Origin of the sequence: Planktothrix sp. FACHB-1355 (assembly GCF_014748295.1) — a bacterium.
Taxonomy (GTDB): domain Bacteria; phylum Cyanobacteriota; class Cyanobacteriia; order Cyanobacteriales; family Aerosakkonemataceae; genus Aerosakkonema; species Aerosakkonema funiforme_A.
Genome location: NZ_JACJUP010001208.1, coordinates 1 through 2,072 on the forward strand (window position 1 = coordinate 1; position 2,072 = coordinate 2,072).

At 45.4% G+C, this 2,072-nt stretch carries 1 protein-coding gene and 1 pseudogene; both read right to left on the minus strand.

What is annotated here, in order from left to right:
• On the minus strand, positions 1-619 hold a 619-nt coding region (locus tag H6S82_RS30825; RefSeq protein WP_191057299.1), incomplete at its 3' end, for a sugar transferase.
• 185 nt (positions 620-804) lie between these two features.
• Positions 805-2,072: pseudogene (locus H6S82_RS30830) on the minus strand (hypothetical protein); the annotation flags it as partial.

Sequence of the window (2,072 nt, forward strand, 5' to 3'; positions counted from 1 at the left end):
ACTTGCGTTGGTAGTCCACATCCATCCGCACGATTTCTTCAAAATCTTTGACTGTGGAACGACCGTTAGCCTGCCATTCGCCAGTTATACCGGGCTTGACCCGCAACCGCTCCCAATGGTGGCTTTCGTATTTGAGGACTTCATCTACTGTGGGGGGACGAGTTCCCACTAAGCTCATATCCCCCACCAACACATTCCAGAATTGGGGTAATTCGTCTAAGCTTGTACGACGCAAGAATCTACCAACGCGGGTGATGCGAGGGTCGTTCTCATTTTTAAAGATCTGACCGTTTGCTTGGTTTTCTACCGCATCTTTCATCCGCTCGGCATTAATGACCATTGACCGGAATTTCCAAATGCGGAACAGGCGACCGTTCAAACCGCAGCGCATTTGGCTGTATAAAATTGGGCCCGGACTGTCCAGTTGTGTAGCGATCGCGACAGGAATGGCCACAACAGCAGCGATACCCAATCCCACTACAGATCCGACAAGATCGATCGCGCGTTTGGCTTTGCTTCTGACAGAAGGATGCAGCGATTTTCTAGCAAAACTGAGTTTGTATCGAGGATTGAGAGAAGATTTGATGGAGAAAGCACCGGATAAGTCAGATGTAATCATTGCAGTTCCCAGTCAGTCAAGAGTAGGTCAATGAGCTTAAACGCAATATAACCTCGCTCTGTGCCGTCGAGAGGAGTAAGAGTACTGACTTTACGGAATCTTTGTAGTATTAACTTGCTTTTTAAAGTTTTAGTATTTTCACCTAAATGGGTGTGTTGTTTTATATCTGCTGTAGTCAAACGTAATTAAGTATCGGTGTTGTCTGTTGGTGCTAACCAATAAACAGCGTAAGGTTCCTCTAATTTTTGGTGAGTTTGCTCCAGCAGTGCCTTCAAATATAGACGCAAGCGATCGCCTTGTTCGGAATTTAACCAATAGGTGTGATTATCTTCTTTATAAAAGAGTTTCCTAGCTGTAAGCGCCTGATATACAGGATTTTGCCACGATTCCTGAGTGAGCAAGTCTGCATCCATTAGAGAAGGAACAACACCGATGGGAAGCTCTCCCTCCAGAAGAGCCAAAAGGCGTCCTTGGCAAGCTTGAGTATTAATACCCCTACGTTCCAGCAGCTGAAAAATTCTCCCGACAGGAAGCGGTTTTTCTCCAAATACGCGCAGAAGTTCTGCCAGTAGAAAGTACTCGCTGTACTGTTGCTTGAATCGATCGAATACTTGGGTATACAGAGGCAAGGATGCCAATCCCAACGCCACTCTTCCAGAATGATTAACTCGATTTTTTATGCCTCCGCCTTCATCCTTAATTAAAGTGGCATTGGGGAGTTTTTGACGCAGCCAGTCGGTTACGCTGGGTAACAAAGCTGTGCCACCAGTACAAATCACTTGCTCGATCGCTTCTACAGGTATTCCCAGCACAGCAAGCAAAGTGTTCAATTCTCGATTCAGGCGTTGAATAAAAGGGGCAAAAACGCGGTTTTCCAAGTCTTGTCGCCGCAAAACCCAACGGTTTTCGCCAATTTCTAAAGTAAAGCTTTCTTGATGTAGCAATACGTGCTTTGCATATTGTGCCGATGCCAATAAATTTTTCCCAAATGGAGTACTCTCCAATCTTTGTTGCCACAGGTAACGAGTTGGCAAATCGGGCTCTCCCGCCAGCGGCAAGTCTAAATTTTTACTAAGTAATGACTCTGGAATGCTGAGTAAAGAAATTGTCTCAGGATTCAAAAGCAATTGGCAGATAATATCTTGGTCTAGATAAGAGCCTGCATAAGGAAAACTACGGAGTGTGAAGTCAGCATAAGTTAAATCTTCGATATTCTTGGGTAAATCCACTAAAGCGAGTTCGGTAGTAATTGCCCCAGTGTGGAGTATGACTGTGCTACCCCGCCAAGTTAGTTTTCTATTTATCTGCTGTCTGGAATCATTTGTGGATGGCAACTCGCTCTTTTCATCTCCCTCCGTGTACGGGGAGTTCGATAGTGCTGCCAGGAATGTGGCGATCGCTTCCTCAACAAAACAAATACGATCCGGAGATGACACCAATCCAGCACCCAAAA